Source organism: Leptolyngbya sp. FACHB-321 (genome assembly GCF_014695975.1).
GTDB lineage: Bacteria > Cyanobacteriota > Cyanobacteriia > Leptolyngbyales > Leptolyngbyaceae > Stenomitos.
Genome location: NZ_JACJPI010000012.1, coordinates 90,469 through 106,302 on the forward strand (window position 1 = coordinate 90,469; position 15,834 = coordinate 106,302).

The window sequence follows — 15,834 nt, forward strand, 5'->3', positions numbered from 1 at the left end:
GAGGGTTATCATGCAGTTCCTTTATCGTGACTAATCTGTAGAGCGTTGGACGCTACAAAGCAGTAAGGCACGTACGCACCGCAAACTGATCAGGAGTGCATCACTAACCCTACGAGGCTTCTACCTAATTCACTGCCAACGCTTTTTACGTGGCAATTGTAAACACAGAGCAGCTTCTCTTTAAGTAATCGTTGCGATGCAAGCAAAAGGCAACTGTAGCCAACGGCATCTAGGCTTTGCAGGTTAAGACGAGATGATTGAGCCTACGTTATCCGATACAAGCGCCTTAAAGCTTTCTTTGCCTTAATGGTTGGAGGCTGGCGCTTACTTAAGTGCTTCGAGCACCTTTACCAACGCGCCTCACATTACAAAGAGCTTTATAGGACTAGTAAGCATCAAAGTTTGAGTACTCCCGTAGGTGGCTTGTAGCTTACCCTCGCAGGTTACGATAAGACTTTTTTTAAGTCTGCGATAGCAACTTTACTGATGTAGGGGCAGTTTCAACCACTAACAGCAAGAGTGTTGCCAGTCATCCAACCGTTCTCTGGCTCCTAACTTCTGGTTCCTGGCTCCTGGCTCCTAACTTTTTAGCGTTAGGAGATTGCATTTGATCATTTGCCGTAACTTACCACATACCCCGCTTTCCGCTAGGGCGTACAGTCATCCAGTTGGTACGTGCCATAGCAAGCTGCTCTTCTGTCAGCTTTGCCCCCGTTAAATTGGCACCACAGAGGTTCGCGCCGCGCAGGTTGGCATTTAACAAATACGCTTGGGAAAGATCAGCACCACGCAAATCGGCGCTTTCCAAGTCAGCGTTGTTCATATACGCCTTGATCAGATTAGCGTCTCGCAAGTTTGCTCGGTTCAAATTTGCCCGACCAAAATCGGCGTTGAATAGATTAGCGCCTTGTAGGTTAATCTTGCTCAAGTTGGCTTGATGAAAGGTTGCGCCAGCTAAATTAGCCTTTGGCATTTGAAGGGCGTTTAGATCGCAGGAAGCAAAGTCACGCCGACCTTTGGAGTAGTAGCTTTGTAGACCATCAGCATCTAAACGTGTAGGTGGTTTGGTTTTTTCGCCATTGCCATCTCTGTGCCCAGTCGAACCTTTACTTTTGAGGGAGGTGCTAGCAGACGCTCTGGAGTCAAATACACGGCTACGGGCTGGACCAGACTGGAGGCTTGTTGCGTCCGATTTGAATTGCCGTGCTCGAATAGCTGCGGCTGCACGTGCATGAGGAGAGGTTGTCGTGCCATTAGAGTCGGGTCCCGAGCGATAGTCTCCAGGTTTGCGTGAACTGCCGCCGGGCTGAGCCGTCATGCTATTGGCGAGACTATCCAGGTAGGGTTCTAGATCAAGTGCCCTAAAAATGTCATCAGCGGATTGGTAGCGATGACGCACAGACACTTCAAGCATCTTTCTTAAGACGCTAATGAAGTGGTCATTAATATGGACGTGTTTTTGCCAGAGCAACTCGCCCGTGGATGGATCGTAATCAAGATCTTTCGGCGATTTTGCGGTTAGTAGATAGATACAAGTAACGCCCAGAGCATAGATGTCGCTAGCAGGAACAGGGCGCATTGCCATCTGTTCGGGTGGCGCAAAGCCAGGGGTGCCGATCGCGTAGGAGGTAAAGGCAGTCTGCTCAGAATTAATGGAGTTTGGCTGATGCTGATATTTGACAGCACCGAAGTCAATCAGCACAAGCTTGCCATCCTGAGCGCGACGGATCATGTTGGCGGGCTTGATGTCTCGATGAATGACTCGATTTTTGTGAATATACTCTAGAACAGGCAAAACTTCGCTTAGGAAGCGTTTGACCTCTTGTTCAATCATCGGTCCATCGCGTTTTACGATTTGCTGTAGGGTATAACCACTGACATACTCTTGGACTAGATAAAATTCTTGATTTGCCTCAAAGTAGTCTAGTAAACGCGGTACCTGGGGATGGTTGCCTATTTGACCGAGCGTACGGGCTTCGCGCTCAAACAGCTCACGCGCCATCTGCAAAACGTGGGGAGCGGTCGCGCTTGGACGAAGCTGCTTAATGACACAGTTTGGTTGACCGGGCAAAGATTCGTCGATCGCAAGAAAGGTCGCGCCAAAGCCACCCTGTCCAAGAGCCTGAATTACCCGATAACGGTTGTTGAGCAAGATACTGGAGCCACACGCTGGGCAAATCTCAGCAGGGGTGGGATCTTCAGGACTAGGACAGCTTGGATTTAAGCAGTAGCTCATTTAACATCACTCGCTTTGGCGTTGCCTACTGGGATATTGCTACCCTAGTTTCATTATCTGTGCAGGAACAGCAAACAAGAATGTCGTTCATGCGGGAGAACCCTTGAAGAGTTGCTAAAGTTCCTCCATCTACGCGTAAAGCTATTGATTCTATCCTTATATTCACGGATTCTGCCATCTCGTCAAGATACACCTTTCCTCCAGGATGCCCAAAAGCAGGGAGGGGCGCAACAGAGTGATAGCCAATCCTCTTAAGTTATTACCGATGCTAGGACAAAATTCCGAACGTTTCGCGATCAAGTTCTTCTCTCTTGATTCTCTATTGCTAGAAGGATTTTGAAAAGGTGTTGACATAATTTGCCATTGGCGAAAAGGGAGAAAGGGTAAAGAAGTGAAGACGTGGAAAGGTGAAGGGGAAAAGGAGTGAACGGTGGAGGACGGGTAGGACGGTAGAATGGTTTTGCATAAAGAAGGTTGGCAAGCAGGTCATGCGTATTTCTTTGAACTGGTTGAGCGAACTGGTCGATATCACAATGACTCCAGAGGCGTTGGCAGAGATGCTGACCATGGCAGGGTTTGAAGTGGAGGAGATTGAGGATCGCCGGACGTGGGCAGATGGTGTGGTGGTCGGAAAGGTGATCGATCGCCAACAGCATCCCAACGCCGATCGCCTGAGTGTCTGTCAGGTTGATATTGGAGCAGCAACGCCCTCGACGATCGTCTGTGGTGCGCCCAACGTCAAAGCAGGCTTGTTGGTGCCAGTAGCAACACTGGGTACATTTCTGCCCCGAGTGTCAGACGGTTTGAAAATTAAGCCTGCCAAGCTACGGGGCGTTGCGTCAGAAGGCATGATTTGCTCCCTTGCAGAACTGGGCTTAACGAAAGAGTCAGAGGGCATTCACAGTTTTGACGATGACGGGTTGCAGGTTGGTAGTGATGTGCGTCCGCTGTTAGGTCTGGATGATGTCATTTTGGATGTGACCTCAACGGCAAATCGCGCTGATGCTCTAAGTATGGTCGGCATTGCCCGTGAAGTCGTGGCGCTGACAGGTGCAACTCTGAAACTTCCCAAGGCAGAATTGCTCGACAGTTCAGCCTCTGCAGAAACTCTGACCTTAAAAATCTCGGAACCGCAGGCGTGCCCTACCTACATCGGCACTGTTATTGAGCAAGTGACAATTGCACCGTCTCCTCGTTGGCTCCAGCAGCGTCTACAATCAGCCGGAACGCGCCCAATTAACAATGTGGTGGATATCACCAACTATATTCTGCTGGAATGGGGGCAGCCGCTTCATGCCTTTGATCGCGATCGCTTAGTAGCAGTCAGCGGTCAGCGAACAGCGGTCAGCCAGGCAGTAGCGGATAGTCGTCCTCAGCCCTCGCTCCAAATTGGTGTGCGGTTTGCAAACACAGGCGAAACGCTCAAAACGTTGGATGGGCAGACGCGATCGCTGCAAGAACAGACCTTGCTGATTACGGCTGGCGATCAGCCTGTGGCACTGGCAGGGGTGATGGGTGGAGAGGCAACAGAAGTCCATGCGGGCACTCAAAGCTTGGTGCTAGAAGCCGCGCTCTTTGATACGGCAGCAATTCGTCGCTCGGCTCGCTCTCTAGGTATGCGAACGGAAGCCTCGGCACGCTACGAACGAGGAGTAAACCAGGCAGAACTAGAGGTTGCCTGTCGTCGAGCGATCGGGCTGCTGGCTGAGTTTGCCGGTGGGGTCGTTACTACTCAGGTAATGGCGGATGCACGTAGCAGTCAGTCGGCTGCACGATCAATTGAGTTGCGGCTCGATCGAGTCAATCAAGTGTTGGGTCCTGTGACGGTTGGCGAAGAGTTGAGTGAACTGCAACCCCAGGATGTAGAGCGCACACTGACGGCTTTGGGCTGCGAGCTGTCGCCTATGACTACTGATCGCAGTTGGACTGTCACCGTACCGCCCTACCGTTATCGTGACTTGGAGCGTGAAATTGATCTCGTTGAGGAAATTGCACGACTCTATGGCTACAACAACTTTTGCGATACGCTGCCCGACAAAACCGAGCCAGGGTTTCTCTCGATCGAACAGGCACTTAGTCGCAATCTGCGGGAAGCACTGCGGGCGATCGGTCTTACAGAAGTGACACACTACACCCTCGGCAAACCGGGCGGTACCCGACAAATAGTCCTCTCTAATCCTTTATTTGCAGAATACTCTGCTTTAAGAACAAACCTGATCGATGGCTTGATTGATGCGTTTCAGTACAATCTGGAGCAAGGTAACGGGGCGCTGAATGCTTTTGAACTCGGACGCATCTTTTGGTCTGAGGAGGATGGTCTGAGCGAGGCAGATTCGCTCGCAGGCATTTTGGGTGGCGATGCAACCCGCGGAAAGTGGGTACGCTCTGGACGTGAGCAAGCACTAACCTGGTTTGAAGCAAAGGGCTTGCTGGAAAGCGTCTTTCAACGTCTGGGGTTAGCTGTTGAGTATCAGCCTGATCGCCGGGACGATCGACTTCATCCGGGTCGTACAGCTTCTCTCTGGGTCGGTGGTAGCCGTTTAGGCACCTTTGGGCAACTGCATCCGCAACTGCGCCAGGAACGGGGCTTGCTAGATGAGGTCTACGTGTTTGAGCTGGATTTAGATGTGCTGCTGGATCAACTCGATCGCGACGAGCTGCGCGTGCCAATTTTCCAGCCATTCTCAACCTATCCACCCTCCGATCGCGACATTGCTTTCTTCGTTTCCACTCAAGTATCGGTGGCTGAAATTGAACGCACCATTACCAAAGCGGGCGGCACGCTCCTAGAGTCGATCGACCTGTTTGATGAGTATCGCGGCGAAAATGTGCCCGCCGGACAGCGCAGTCTCGCGTTTCGGTTGCTGTATCGGGCGAGCGATCGTACCCTCCAAGATAACGACATTGACCCCGTACACCAACAAGTTCGAGAAGCCTTGGTCGATAAATTCCGCGTTGACCTGAGAAGCTAGCAGGAAAGAGTGAGGAGTTTTGGAGTGCTTAGTTTTAAGTTCAGTTCAAAGCTCTTCACTCGCAAGGCAAAACTCATTACTCAAAACTATACTGATTCAACCGATGACAAAGTACGTTCTCTGGGGCAGCTATGCAGATGATGTGTTGGAAAAACGCGCCCCTTATCGTCAGGCACATCTAGACGGTCTTGCAAAGCAGAAAGAAGCCGGTGTCTTAGTCACGATCGGTCCCACAAAAGACCTGACCAAAGTATTTGGCATTTATGAAGCAGAGAGTGAAGCGATCGTGCGCGAACTGATCGAAGCCGATCCCTACTGGCAGAATGGAGTCTGGACTGAATACGATGTCAAAGAATGGATTCAAGCACTTTGAGCGAAGAACGAAATTTTGCCCCTAAGAGGCAACGGCACGGGCACTGATTGCCCCAACCGCAATTTTCCACACGCTTGATGCCATGTTTAGGCACTAATAAGGAAGATGCTCCCACCCCTAGCTTGAATGGATGATACCAACCATGCAGACTCTTAAACTGCCCTCCGGACAAGCCATGCCTGTTCTTGGCATGGGCACCTGGCAGATGGGAGAAAGTACCAGGAATCGCCAGCGTGAGATTGCTGCCCTCCGTCACGGACTCGAGTTGGGGCTATCGCTGATTGACACTGCCGAGATGTATGGGGAAGGTGGTGCAGAGACAGTCATTGCTGAAGCGATTGGTAAGCGTCGCTCTGAGGTCTTTCTAGTCAGCAAGGTCTACCCCCACAATGCTTCCAAGCAAGGGACGATCGCTGCCTGTGAGCGGAGCCTCAAACGCTTAAACACGGATTATCTCGATCTCTACCTGTTGCACTGGCGCGGCTCAGTGCCCTTGATGGAGACCCTGACTGCTTTTCAGATGTTGCAACAAGCAGGCAAAATTCGTGCTTACGGTGTCAGCAACTTTGATGTCAAAGACATGGAGGAAGTTAGCCAACTCAAGGGAGGGAGCAGCATTGCCACTAATCAAGTGCTCTATAACCTGACGCGGCGCGGCATTGAATGGAACCTACTGCCCTGGTGCCGACAGCACGATCTGCCTATCATGGCATATTCTCCGATCGAGCAAGGGCGTTTATTAAACGACGAGACGCTTACGGCAATGGCTCAAGCGCGTGGAGTGACAACGGCTCAAATCGCGATCGCCTGGTTATTGCATCAAGAGGGTGTCATCGTGATTCCTAAAGCCAGTCGCATCGAGCATGTAGAGCAAAATTACGCTGCTCTGGAGCTGAAATTGAGTCCGGAAGAACTAGCAACTCTGGAGGCAGCCTTTCCCCCACCTACCAAACCCGTGCCCCTGGAAATGCTTTAAGGGTCAACTGTGGCTTCAGCCGTAAAGGAAAACTCGCTGGCTAATGTCCACGGTCCACCCTGATAATACCAAAGCAGCAACCCTTCTCCATAGCCTTGCAAGGGCTGCCATTGCTCTAGCAATTGCCCGTACACTTGTCGAGCTTCTGCTGCTGCCACTTTATTTTGAATGGTGATGTGTGGGCGGTAGCCTTGCCGATCCTGTGCGCTTAGCCAGTCGCTCCAACCTCCTGCTAGGGTCTGCCGTAACTGCACAAGCTCAGGAGAGACAAGCTCGATCGCCACACCATTGCCCAAAAAACGGAGTGTTGGCAATGAGAGGTCAATGCTTGATGTTTGAGTACACAGCTTTTGCAGATGCTGCGAGATGGCACTTTCTTGATCTCCAGGTAGCGCATGAAAAAGCGTGACATGAGCAGGAAGAAAGTTTCTCTCAGGCGGAAAGTACTGCTGTCGTAAGGTATTTACCTGCTCGAAGGTTGTTTGATTCAGTTTGAGCGTCAAAATGAGCGGCGGATCATTGCTATTAGTTGCCATGCTTGCTCGCTATAAATGCCTTAAAACAGTGAAGCAGAGACAATAAAAAGAAACTAAAAACAGAATAACTGATTGGGAAAAGGCTGGAGGCTTTTGACTAAGCGCTTAATGCAGTGATGCAACGCCCAGTTGATCAACAGGAAGTTTACTGGATGCTTTTTGCAGACGACCTATTGAACGCCGTCGAAAAGCGATCGCACATGCTAAAGGAGTCGATCGCCGCTTTTCATGCCAGTAAATTGTAGCCACAGCCTGTAGAGGCAATATTGAAGCATTGCAGCAACCACTTAAGGCACTGAACGAGAAATAAGAGCACTCGTCCTGCCTCCAAAATTTAAGCGAGCCTTTCGCAAAGTTGTGCAACACGATGGGAAACTTTTAAACGCATTGAAGAGACGCTATTGCAGAGGCGAATAGAGGTATTCGCGTTTAACCTAGGAACACAAATTAGAAGGTTCAGCTATGGAATTGTTAGTTTGCTTCCGTGGCTACGCTGTAGATTGGTGTTCTTGATCGAGCAAACAAAACAACTGGGAGCAATGCTTTTGTCTAGCTTGATCCAGGAACAAACAATGAAGTTTAACAAACTTTTGTTTCACTAATTTACAAGGCTAGCCTTAGCTAATTATTGCTTCAAAGCTAAATAACGCTCCAGTTTCTAACGAGCAAGCTTTTCTACCGTTTGGCAGGGGCTTCCACTTGAAAAAATTTTTACGCTTCTTGTATAGCAACCCTCACTTCCATCTCTTTAAATCTCACCTTAAATAATATGAGCCTCCTTTCGATCGAAGAACTGAAAGAACTTGTAGAGCAGCCGCAGGGATTGTGTGTATCGATTTATATGCCAACTGCACAGCTTGGTTCAGAAACGCAGCAAAATTCTGTCCGCTTCAAGAATCTCATTCGGCAGGCGGAAGCAGAGTTAGAAAAATATGAATCACGTCCGACTAATTTAGGTCATTTTCTTGAGCCTGCTATCCAGTTAGATGAAGATGACTTTTGGCAGCATCAAAGTGCAGGTTTAGCATTGTTCATCTCAGAAGGATTCTTCCGCTTCTATCGTGTGCCGATCGATATGATTGAACTGGTAGTTGTAAGCGATCGCTTTCATCTCAAGCCATTACTTCCATTACTAAGCGGAGATGATCGCTACTATATTCTCACGCTTGGTCAGCGCGATGTGCGTCTTTTAGAAGGCAATCGCTACGGCATCACTCGTGAAGTGGAAATCGAGGGCTTGCCGCAGAACATGGATGATGCCTTGCAGTATGACGAAACGGCGAAGGATGAACAGCGGCGACAGGGTGGTGGTGCAGGTCGTGCTGCCCTACAGGCTGGCTCGTATCATGGACAGGGCGGCGAGCGCGAAAATGTCAAAGAGGATTTGCTGCAATATTTCCAATTAGTAGATAAAGCACTGCACGACTTTTTCCGTAATCGCCATGCACCACTTGTTCTAGCTGGCGTTAATTATTTGCTGCCGATTTATCACGAGGCAAATACCTACAATTTCATTGTGGAAGAAGGCATTCAACACAACACAAAGGAGCAAACAGCGCAAGAACTTCATGCCGAAGCGTGGGCGATCGTGGAGCCACTATTTGAGGCAAACCAGCAAAAAGCGATCGATTACTATCATGAGTCGATCGCTGCTGGTAAAGGCTCAAATGACTTGAACGAAGTCATTCAAGGCGCTTTTTATGGTCGTGTTGAACAGCTTTTTGTTCCCGTCGGTGTGCAAAAATGGGGTCATTTTGATCCAGATTCAATGGAGCTTGAAATGCATAATGAGGCTCAACTGGGTGATGAAGATTTGCTGAATGCAGCAGCGATTCAAACGATCTTTCATGGAGGAACAGTGTATGCCGTAGAACCAGAAAAAGTGCCAGACAATACGCCTGTTGCCGCAGTCTTTCGCTACTAACTGCGCATTGTCTAGGTAAGACTAAATGTCTGAACAATCCAGGAGCTTTCAATTGCTTCATTGAGCCTCGAACTCAACTGGAAACAAATAGCTTTAGTCGCAATCGCCGGGATGAGAATTTTCTTATCCCGGTACGTTATTTTTTGGAGGCGATGAAGCCGTAGTTTAAAGAATGTTTGGAAATACGAAAATTTTCATCTCCTGTACCAGCCTCAATTCAAGGTGTGGTAAAAAATCTAAATTGATAGGTACGAAGAAAGATAGCAGCCTAACTGTACTTAATAGAAGGAAATAGACTGGTAAAATCATGAGTAATCTGCTACAGATGAGCCAGGAAGGTAGCTAGAATCTAACGTGGCTGAGATGGTGTAAGGGCATGATCGCGGGAAGGTTTCAGAAGGGAGATCGGCTTTGGCGATCGCTTGTTCAACCGTATCTGCATAGCATTCTTCAAAGATTTCTTCCAGATGACAACCAGATTGCTTTTCAGACTTCGGCTTCACTTCGTCCCATCGTTTCGATTTCATTGATCAGATTTTCCCAGTCAATGTTGGCATAATCCTGCGCCTTCAACTGTGCGACTGTCGTTTCAATCCACTGCAAAAAGTCTGTCTCTTAGGGGTCCTTACGACTCGCTTTGATTTCTGTTGTCATGCGGTTTCCTCTCAACATCTTAGTTGCGTGACAGAATGCTTGCTTACACTTTAAAACTCCACATCTAGCGGCGCGCGCGGGAAGGGAATTACGTCACGGATATTGCCCATGCCTGTCATAAACTGAACCAGACGCTCGAAGCCTAGACCAAAACCTGCATGAGGCACTGTGCCATAGCGACGGAGATCCAGATACCACCAGTATTCTGCTAGATCAAGCCTCTGTGCCTGAATGCGGCGTTCCAAGACATCCAGGCGTTCTTCACGCTGGGAGCCGCCGATAATTTCACCGATTTTGGGTGCAAGGATATCCATTGCCCGGACGGTATTCTCGTCGTCATTGAGCCGCATATAGAAGGCTTTGATTTTGGCGGGATAGTCAGTGACGATCGTCGGTTTTTTGAAATGCTCTTCTGCGAGATAGCGTTCGTGTTCCGATTGCAAATCTAGACCCCATTCAACGGGATACTCAAACGTTTTGCTGGACTTTTCGAGCAGCGCGATCGCCTCTGTATAAGTCACTCGCGCAAATTCATTGTTAATAATATTGTCGGCAGTTTCCAGCACCGATTGATCAATGCGCTGGTTGAAGAATTCCATGTCTTCCGGGCAGCTTTCTAGCACAAATTTGAAGATGTACTTCAGAAAAGCTTCTGCTAGATCCATATCGCCTTCGAGGTCACAAAACGCCATCTCCGGCTCAACCATCCAGAATTCTGCCAAGTGGCGTGAGGTGTTGGAGTTCTCGGCGCGAAACGTGGGACCAAAGGTGTAAACGTTGCTAAACGCCATTGCCATAATTTCGGCTTCTAGCTGACCGCTGACAGTGAGGTAAGTATGTTTGCCGAAAAAGTCTTTGCTAAAGTCGGCTTTCTGGTCGGCTGTGACAGGCACTTTGTTGAGGTCGAAGCCCGTCACAGTAAACATTTCGCCCGCCCCTTCGCAGTCGCTGGCGCTAATGATCGGCGTATGCACCCACAAAAATCCACGCTCTTGAAAGAACTGGTGAATAGCAGTTGAAGCCGCATTACGGACGCGAAACACGGCGCTGAGGGTGTTGGTACGCGATCGCAAATGCCCAATCTCCCGCAAAAATTCAAACGAATGCCGCTTTTTCTGCAAGGGATAGGTTTCTGGATCAGCTTCCCCATAAACGACGATGGACTCTGCCTTCAATTCAATCCGCTGCCCCTTTGCAGGTGATTCGACTAACGTGCCAGCAATTTCGATCGATGCACCCGTACTAACTCGCTTGATTGTCTCGGCATAGCCTGGAACATCCTGATTGACTACAACCTGAAGCCCTGCCATGGAGGAACCGTCGTTGACTTCCACAAAGCTGAATTCTTTTTGCTCACGCTTCGTCCGCACCCATCCCTTGATTGTGACGGTTTCGGCAGGTTGCCCGTGGCGGAGGAGGTCTACAATGCGTCGAGTCATGGTCATAAAAAAGGGAGTAGGGAGTGGGAGGCAATAGCGCTGCATTTGAGTGTAGCAAAGTGCTTCACAAAGGTTAGATCCTTTTAAACCAGACGTATCGCTGTCTGATCGCCTTTTGCAGAAAGTTTGTATCGGTCGAAAGCCAACTATGCCTACATTGATTCATCGTCGCGTCGAGGCGGCACGAGCAGGAACCAACCCAGCGGTCATCTGTTGCGTGCCGTCAGGTTGGTTAGTTTTAGGAGATGTACAATTTCTGCGCGGTTACTCATTGCTGCTACCTGATCCAGTTGTCCCAGATTTGAATGCACTGGATGAGTCGGGGCGATCGCAATTCCTGCACGATATGGCAGTTTTGGGCGATGCACTACTGGAGGTCACTAATGCCTATCGTATCAACTACCAAATTTTGGGCAATTTGGAGCCAGCCCTCCATGCTCATGTGTTTCCCAGGTATTTGATGGAGCCTGAGCAGTACCGCACCTCGCTGCCCCAGTCGTATGAGCCAGAGTATCGACAGTCCATCCCGTTCGATGAGGAGCGCGATCGTCCATTGATGAAGGCCATTAGGAAAGCAGTTCAGCGTCGTTTGTGATACGAGCAGCAGCACCTAGCCTGCAAGCTACAGTGTGATACTCTACATGTGAAAATTTCAGCAACCGCACGATGCGTCGGATCATTCTTTTCATTGCTGCAAGCCTAGATGGCTATATCGCCCGCCCCTCTGGCGAAGTCGATTGGCTATTCACAGACCAAGACTACGGCTACACAGAGTTTCTGGCTAGCGTTGACACCGTCCTTATGGGGCGAAAAACTTACGAGCAAGTGTTAACGTTTGGCGAGTTTCCTTATCAAGAGAAGCAGAGCTATGTTTTCTCGCACAATCCTGGCTTTGATGCGTCGCCTTACGCTGAAACAGTCCGTACAGACATCAAAGCCTTTGTGGAGACACTCTGCCAAAGCAATGGCAAAGACATCTGGCTACTTGGTGGAGCCGCACTAATCTACCCGTTCCTAAAGCATGAGCTATTAGACGAACTCATTCTTTCTGTCCATCCCATCTTGCTCGGTAGCGGTATACCGTTATTTAGCGAAACAGACCTGACAACGCCTCTTCAATGCCTTGCCAGCCACTGCTACGATTCAGGGCTAGTGCAAATGAAGTATCAATTGCTTAAGCGAGGAGGCTAAAAGAACACTCGCGCCTTACTGGAGAAGCGCAACAGTATGACGTCTGAACCTCAAAGTTGAATTTCAAAATGGCTGTGATCGTTCAGGCTCTAACGATAATCCAGTTCCGTCTGGGTCTTTTCAAAGTTAGACGGGTCATACAGATAACGGACAATCTCCTCTTCCAGACGGTGAATCAAATATGGCTCCAGGCTGCTGGAATGTCTGAGCGAAGCCAAGTAGCCATCCACGTAAAGGCGTAGGTCGTCAAAGCGATAACCCCGATTCCAGAGATCGACTAAGGCATCGCTAAGTTTCTGGTAGTAGCGGATGGTGGGGGTGTCCTGCAACATAATTCGCGTTAAGGTGACTAAGTTAACAGCTCGGACTCAAGAGGGCAGTGATCCACCAGGAGGTTAAAAATGGGTGCTAACGCAAAACCATGGACCCCGAACCACTCGCCTTAAATAAAACTGCTATCTATACTCATTTTAACTTTAATGAATAAAGTTCTTGCTCCTTCCTGAGACTGTAACGTATAAAACTTTTTTGGTTGTCTGTAATTTGCCCGACACGCCGGGCAGCAATTTCGTAGAGCCTCCCCATATTCTCTAGAACGTTGAATGGATAGGGGTAGCGCCGATTACAAACCTGGAGTGAAGGCTCTGATAGGTTTATACTCACAACCTTTGAGGAATGTAGCCTCCGTGGGAGCTTTTTGTATTCAAATTGTCGAGGCAAATCCGCATCTGCGCTCGCTACTGGGGTGGCATTTGCAGCAGGCTGGTTATTGGGTACATCAATCGGCTGACCTCCACCAGGCAAGAGATACATTTCAGCATCGTCAACCCACACTGGTTATTTTGGACTCAGAGCTGCCTGACGGCAGTGGCATTGAGTTTTGCCGCTGGCTTCAGCAACAGCACCAGTCACTCATTCTGATGCTGTCTGCTCGGAGTACAGAAACTGACATTGTTGAGGGTTTACGAGCCGGAGCTGACGATTATCTAACCAAGCCCTTTGGGATGCAGGAATTTCTTGCCAGAGTCGATGCCTTGACCCGACGCAGCAAAGCACCTGCTCCGCCAGCCTCGCTGGACTACGGTGACCTCAAGATTGACCTGGTACATCGCCGCGTGCGGTTTAAGGGTGATCTGGTCGAACTGACGCCGCAGGAGTTTAGCTTGCTCTATGTGCTAGCTCAAGTCGGTGGCATGCCTCTTACTCGACTAGAATTACTGCGACGAGCTTGGCCCGATGCGATCGATAATCCCCGCACCGTTGATACCCATATCCTGTCGCTCCGCAAAAAAATCGAAACGGATCCCCGTCAGCCCAACTTGATTCAAACTGTTCGCAATGTGGGGTATCGGTTTAATCTAGAGTCTCTGATAGCAGCGACCCCTCAGCCCGTTGATTATCCACCTCATCGAAAAGCCGTGGCGCGAGCGTCGGTTCGCACAATGGTAAGCGAACGCGGGAGGAGTTAGGGAAAAGGATGAAGGATGAGTTTTGAGTTTACTCGAGTGCTGATCGCACTTTTAGCCTTTCAGCCATTAACTTAGAACTAGATTGTCTCGATGGACAACAGTTTCGGCACCGGGGTAGCCAAGGATGGTAGCGATCGCGTCCGATTGCTGCCCTTTGATTTGCTGGAGTTCCGTGCTGTGGTAGTTAACGATACCTCTGGCAATTTCTAGCCCGGAGCGATCGCGCAGTAACACGGCTTCCTGGCTTTGGAACTCGCCTTCTACTCGCACGATCCCGGTAGCAAGGAGCGATCGTCCGGCGTTACGAATCGCCTTGACAGCACCATCGTCCAGGTAGAGCGTGCCTGTAGGAATTAACCCATGAGCGATCCAACGTTTGCGAGCGCTGGCAGGACGAGGTTGAGGTTCAAACTGGGTGCCGATCGCCTCACCTTGCAAGATCTTTTCTAGGTTTCTGGGGTGTCGACCGTCAGTAATTACTGTACGCACCCCGGCACCAACTGCGATTTGGGCAGCGGCAATTTTTGTCGTCATGCCGCCAGTGCCCCACCGAGAGCCTCGATCTCCTACTTTGACCTGTAGCTCCTTCAGTTGTTCGATCCGGCTAATACGGCTGATCGGCTGTGCGTTAGGATCGCTGCGTGGGTCGGCTGAGTAAAGGCGATCGACATCCGTGAGTAAAAAGAGCCAGTCTGCCCGTACTAGATTAGCAACCAGTGCCGAAAGTGTATCGTTGTCGCCAAACTTCAGTTCATCCACAGCAACCGTATCGTTTTCATTAACAATGGGGATCACGCCAAGCTGAAGCAACTGCTGAAAGGTTCGCTCGACGTTGAGATAGCTATTGCGTTGCACAAGATCGCTGCGAGTCAGTAGCACCTGCGCGATCGGCTGCTGTAAAGAGGTAAAAAAATCGTCGTAGATGCGGATGAGCCGCCCCTGACCAACGGCTGCTACTGCTTGCTTGAGAGCGATTGTACGTGGACGTTCAGTCATCCCCAGCCTCGCGCAGCCCACTCCTACGGCACCAGAGGACACTAGAACGATCCGGTAGCCTCGCTGTCTAAGACTACTTAACACTTCCACAAGAGTAGCGATCGTTGCCAGTGCCAAAAGCCCGTTGGCTGGCTGAGTCAGGCTCGACGTACCAATTTTAACAACCAGGGTTTGGGGCATTGCTTCGAGTTGCGATCGCGTTAGAGTTTTTAGTCTAAGCAATCATCGCTTTAAAATGGCAAAGCGCCAGAATCCTTATGAGGTGGATCTAGCGCCTGCCAAATATTCACAGTCATTCATCGTTAGAGTCTTTATCTAAGCCGACTCCAGTACTATACTCATCAATTTAGCAGCCGTTTCTGTTGATCCCTGATTGCTTTAAGTTTTTCTTAAACATTGGCTTTACTACAACTGACTCAGTGTTTTGTGTCTTTTCAGTGCCTCTGTAGCTACAGTTTTAACTGCTAAGCAGAACAGTGTATCAGACGGTTAGCCGTTCCCCTCTAGCAGTTACTTATCTGGCATATCTGGCAAGAAGGAGGCACCTAGCGCTTGCGAAAGCCGAACTTCGAGCGCATGAAGGGGCGATCGTTTGGCTGCTTCGTTAGGATTGACCATCGCCTCGACCAAAATGGTGAACAAACCAAGACGGTTGCCTGCCAAGACATCAGTAAAGAGACGATCGCCTACCATTGCCACTTGCTCTATCGGTAGCCCCATTGCCTCTACAGCACGTCTCAGCTTACGACGAGACGGCTTGGCAGCACCAGTGATATAAGGTAAATCTAAGGTTTTAGCAATCCGTTGAATGCGGTTCTCGCTAATGTTATTGCTTACAAGCCACAAGGTTGCTACCTGGCGGATTTCGTTTACCCAGGGTAGCAACTCTGCCGAAACCTCAGACATCCGAATGGGCACTAGAGTTTCGTCTACGTCAAGGACTAACCCCTTAAGCTGATGCTGTTGCAGCATTGCGGGTGTCAGTTTCAGGATCGGTCCGTGCAGGATGAGATCAGGTTGAAGAAGTTTGCCCCAGGACATAAGTAAAAGTAGGAATGATGGGTTCTA

At 49.6% G+C, this 15,834-nt stretch carries 16 protein-coding genes; 8 read left to right on the forward strand and 8 right to left on the reverse strand.

Annotated elements, in window-relative coordinates:
* Positions 1 to 625: 625 nt before the first annotated feature.
* Positions 626 to 2,236, reverse strand: coding sequence for a serine/threonine-protein kinase (locus H6F76_RS01240; RefSeq protein WP_190446511.1), 1,611 nt, complete (start codon positions 2,234 to 2,236; stop codon positions 626 to 628).
* Between the two features lie 488 nt (positions 2,237 to 2,724).
* On the opposite strand from H6F76_RS01240, the gene pheT reads away from it, so the two are divergent.
* From pheT to H6F76_RS01255, 3 genes are all read left to right on the forward strand, one after another.
* On the forward strand, positions 2,725 to 5,208 hold the full coding sequence (gene pheT, locus H6F76_RS01245) for a phenylalanine--tRNA ligase subunit beta (RefSeq protein ID WP_190505221.1): 2,484 nt from the start codon (positions 2,725 to 2,727) through the stop codon (positions 5,206 to 5,208).
* Positions 5,209 to 5,311: 103 nt separating this feature from the next.
* Positions 5,312 to 5,581: a YciI family protein gene (locus H6F76_RS01250; RefSeq protein ID WP_190505223.1), complete on the forward strand. Its 270-nt coding sequence runs from the start codon at positions 5,312 to 5,314 to the stop codon at positions 5,579 to 5,581.
* 142 nt (positions 5,582 to 5,723) lie between these two features.
* Positions 5,724 to 6,557, forward strand: a complete 834-nt coding sequence (locus tag H6F76_RS01255; protein ID WP_190505225.1) for an aldo/keto reductase — start codon at positions 5,724 to 5,726, stop codon at positions 6,555 to 6,557.
* On the opposite strand, the gene H6F76_RS01260 is transcribed toward H6F76_RS01255, so the two are convergent.
* Positions 6,554 to 7,093 (reverse strand): 2'-5' RNA ligase family protein, encoded by a 540-nt coding sequence (locus tag H6F76_RS01260; protein ID WP_190505226.1) that lies wholly within the window; start codon positions 7,091 to 7,093, stop codon positions 6,554 to 6,556. The two genes, H6F76_RS01255 and H6F76_RS01260, sit on opposite strands and share 4 nt — an antisense overlap.
* Positions 7,094 to 7,209: 116 nt before the next feature.
* On the opposite strand from H6F76_RS01260, the gene H6F76_RS30810 reads away from it, so the two are divergent.
* Together H6F76_RS30810 and H6F76_RS01265 are read left to right on the forward strand one after the other, a co-directional pair.
* Positions 7,210 to 7,338, forward strand: a complete 129-nt coding sequence (locus H6F76_RS30810) for a hypothetical protein (RefSeq protein WP_277881166.1) — start codon at positions 7,210 to 7,212, stop codon at positions 7,336 to 7,338.
* A 524-nt stretch (positions 7,339 to 7,862) separates the two neighbouring features.
* Entirely contained in the window at positions 7,863 to 9,017 is a 1,155-nt protein-coding gene (locus tag H6F76_RS01265) for a hypothetical protein (RefSeq protein WP_190505228.1), read from the forward strand.
* Between the two features lie 305 nt (positions 9,018 to 9,322).
* On the opposite strand, the gene H6F76_RS29465 is transcribed toward H6F76_RS01265, so the two are convergent.
* The 3 genes from H6F76_RS29465 to asnS form a co-directional block, all read right to left on the reverse strand.
* The gene (locus tag H6F76_RS29465; RefSeq protein WP_199321844.1) at positions 9,323 to 9,544 is read right to left on the reverse strand and encodes a DUF29 family protein; all 222 of its coding nucleotides are present in this window, start codon (positions 9,542 to 9,544) and stop codon (positions 9,323 to 9,325) included.
* Positions 9,504 to 9,620, reverse strand: coding sequence for a DUF29 family protein (locus H6F76_RS31285; RefSeq protein ID WP_199321845.1), 117 nt, complete (start codon positions 9,618 to 9,620; stop codon positions 9,504 to 9,506). The genes H6F76_RS29465 and H6F76_RS31285 overlap by 41 nt, the downstream gene beginning before the upstream one ends.
* Positions 9,621 to 9,721: 101 nt before the next feature.
* Positions 9,722 to 11,110 carry an asparagine--tRNA ligase gene (gene asnS, locus H6F76_RS01275; protein ID WP_190505230.1) on the reverse strand — a complete coding sequence of 463 codons (1,389 nt, stop codon included), beginning with the start codon at positions 11,108 to 11,110 and terminating at the stop codon, positions 9,722 to 9,724.
* Between the two features lie 148 nt (positions 11,111 to 11,258).
* On the opposite strand from asnS, the gene H6F76_RS01280 reads away from it, so the two are divergent.
* Positions 11,259 to 11,705, forward strand: a complete 447-nt coding sequence (locus tag H6F76_RS01280) for a hypothetical protein (RefSeq protein ID WP_190505232.1) — start codon at positions 11,259 to 11,261, stop codon at positions 11,703 to 11,705.
* 71 nt (positions 11,706 to 11,776) lie between these two features.
* A complete protein-coding gene (locus tag H6F76_RS01285; RefSeq protein WP_190505234.1) occupies positions 11,777 to 12,301 on the forward strand; it encodes a dihydrofolate reductase family protein in 525 nt (174 codons plus the stop codon).
* An 89-nt stretch (positions 12,302 to 12,390) separates the two neighbouring features.
* Here the strand turns inward: H6F76_RS01285 and H6F76_RS01290 are convergent, their stop codons facing one another.
* Positions 12,391 to 12,633, reverse strand: coding sequence for a DUF6761 family protein (locus tag H6F76_RS01290; RefSeq protein WP_190446502.1), 243 nt, complete (start codon positions 12,631 to 12,633; stop codon positions 12,391 to 12,393).
* Positions 12,634 to 12,987: 354 nt separating this feature from the next.
* On the opposite strand from H6F76_RS01290, the gene H6F76_RS01295 reads away from it, so the two are divergent.
* Positions 12,988 to 13,770, forward strand: a complete 783-nt coding sequence (locus H6F76_RS01295; RefSeq protein ID WP_190505236.1) for a response regulator — start codon at positions 12,988 to 12,990, stop codon at positions 13,768 to 13,770.
* A gap of 66 nt (positions 13,771 to 13,836) precedes the next feature.
* Here H6F76_RS01295 and proB read toward each other — a convergent pair whose 3' ends face one another.
* Together proB and H6F76_RS01305 are read right to left on the reverse strand one after the other, a co-directional pair.
* Positions 13,837 to 14,946 (reverse strand): glutamate 5-kinase, encoded by a 1,110-nt coding sequence (gene proB, locus H6F76_RS01300; RefSeq protein WP_190505238.1) that lies wholly within the window; start codon positions 14,944 to 14,946, stop codon positions 13,837 to 13,839.
* Between the two features lie 330 nt (positions 14,947 to 15,276).
* Positions 15,277 to 15,807 (reverse strand): YqeG family HAD IIIA-type phosphatase, encoded by a 531-nt coding sequence (locus H6F76_RS01305; protein ID WP_190505240.1) that lies wholly within the window; start codon positions 15,805 to 15,807, stop codon positions 15,277 to 15,279.
* Positions 15,808 to 15,834 lie beyond the last annotated feature (27 nt).

Coding starts and splice junctions, on each gene's coding strand:
- H6F76_RS01260 (WP_190505226.1), bottom strand. CDS start 7,093: ATGGCAACTAATAGCAATGATCCGCCGCTCATTTTGACGCTCAAACTG.
- pheT (WP_190505221.1), top strand. CDS start 2,725: ATGCGTATTTCTTTGAACTGGTTGAGCGAACTGGTCGATATCACAATG.
- H6F76_RS01290 (WP_190446502.1), bottom strand. CDS start 12,633: ATGTTGCAGGACACCCCCACCATCCGCTACTACCAGAAACTTAGCGAT.
- H6F76_RS01250 (WP_190505223.1), top strand. CDS start 5,312: ATGACAAAGTACGTTCTCTGGGGCAGCTATGCAGATGATGTGTTGGAA.
- H6F76_RS01255 (WP_190505225.1), top strand. CDS start 5,724: ATGCAGACTCTTAAACTGCCCTCCGGACAAGCCATGCCTGTTCTTGGC.
- H6F76_RS01285 (WP_190505234.1), top strand. CDS start 11,777: ATGCGTCGGATCATTCTTTTCATTGCTGCAAGCCTAGATGGCTATATC.
- proB (WP_190505238.1), bottom strand. CDS start 14,946: ATGCCCCAAACCCTGGTTGTTAAAATTGGTACGTCGAGCCTGACTCAG.
- H6F76_RS01265 (WP_190505228.1), top strand. CDS start 7,863: ATGAGCCTCCTTTCGATCGAAGAACTGAAAGAACTTGTAGAGCAGCCG.
- H6F76_RS30810 (WP_277881166.1), top strand. CDS start 7,210: ATGCAACGCCCAGTTGATCAACAGGAAGTTTACTGGATGCTTTTTGCA.
- H6F76_RS01240 (WP_190446511.1), bottom strand. CDS start 2,236: ATGAGCTACTGCTTAAATCCAAGCTGTCCTAGTCCTGAAGATCCCACC.
- H6F76_RS01280 (WP_190505232.1), top strand. CDS start 11,259: ATGCCTACATTGATTCATCGTCGCGTCGAGGCGGCACGAGCAGGAACC.
- asnS (WP_190505230.1), bottom strand. CDS start 11,110: ATGACTCGACGCATTGTAGACCTCCTCCGCCACGGGCAACCTGCCGAA.
- H6F76_RS01305 (WP_190505240.1), bottom strand. CDS start 15,807: ATGTCCTGGGGCAAACTTCTTCAACCTGATCTCATCCTGCACGGACCG.
- H6F76_RS29465 (WP_199321844.1), bottom strand. CDS start 9,544: ATGAAATCGAAACGATGGGACGAAGTGAAGCCGAAGTCTGAAAAGCAA.